The sequence below is a fragment of the Burkholderia sp. Ac-20392 genome (assembly GCF_017104585.1).
Lineage (GTDB): Bacteria > Pseudomonadota > Gammaproteobacteria > Burkholderiales > Burkholderiaceae > Burkholderia > Burkholderia lata.
Genome location: NZ_JAAGPB010001062.1, coordinates 1 through 851, shown reverse-complemented (window position 1 = coordinate 851; position 851 = coordinate 1). Strand labels below are relative to the sequence as shown.

The 851-nt window shown below is 69.6% G+C and carries 1 protein-coding gene and 1 pseudogene; both read right to left on the bottom strand.

Annotated features, from left to right (window positions below):
- Positions 1 to 396 (bottom strand): annotated as a pseudogene (locus G3N99_RS40785) (sugar phosphate isomerase/epimerase); the annotation flags it as partial.
- 160 nt (positions 397 to 556) lie between these two features.
- Positions 557 to 851 (bottom strand): LysR substrate-binding domain-containing protein (locus tag G3N99_RS40780; RefSeq protein WP_241012104.1); only part of this gene is annotated, 295 nt, incomplete at its 5' end.

Here is an 851-nt window from a genome sequence, read left to right as displayed (position 1 = left end):
GACCACCACGCGGGCCCGTGCGCCGCGCGACAGCGCGACGATGTCGGCCGCGTGCGCGTCACCGGCAAAGCCGCCGAGCTGGAATTTCACGAAGCGCGCGCCGAGCGCGTCGGCTTCGGCCAGCGCGCTGCGCAATGCGTCCGCATCGAGCGCACCCGTTTCCGTGTACAGGTTGGCCGGCGTCGAAAACACCGACCACAACCCGTGGCTGGCCAGTTGCGCGCCGAGCGCAGCCAGCGCGCCAGGCGCGGCTTCCGCTTCCGACGCGAACAGTTCGCGCCGCACCTCGAAGCCGGTCGCACCGGATGCCGCCGCGGTCGCGATGAATGCGCTGTGGCCCTCCTGACGCACGCGGTCCATCCCGAATGCGCTCGCCACGATCACGATGTCTGTCATTTTGCCCTTTTTCCCCGGAATGGAACCGGTTCCATTTGCTTGAGACGGATGGTGCGCTTCGTGTCAGACCCACGCCATAGAGGAAATCCCTAAGACGGGGCACGACGCAAACGCGCGCCTGACGGCAAGCATCGCGCGTTCCCGGGCCGGGTTCGGCCGCTCAGGCGATGTCGTGTGCGAGGCTCATTTCGAGGAATTGGGCGGCGACCCGCGACGGCGCGCCGCCGTGCGGCACGAGGATGGAGAAGTGACGCGTGAGCGGCGCCGGTGCGAGCGAGCGCAGGACGAGCGCGGCATCGTCGTGACGCAGCGACATGGCGGACACGAACCCGACGCCCATCCCGGCCCGCACGGCTTCCTTGACGGCCTCGACGCCCGCGATCTCGAACGCGACGCGCATCGGCGCCGCGCCTTGCGCAAACGCGCGCTCGACGAGTTGCCGCACGGCGGAGCCA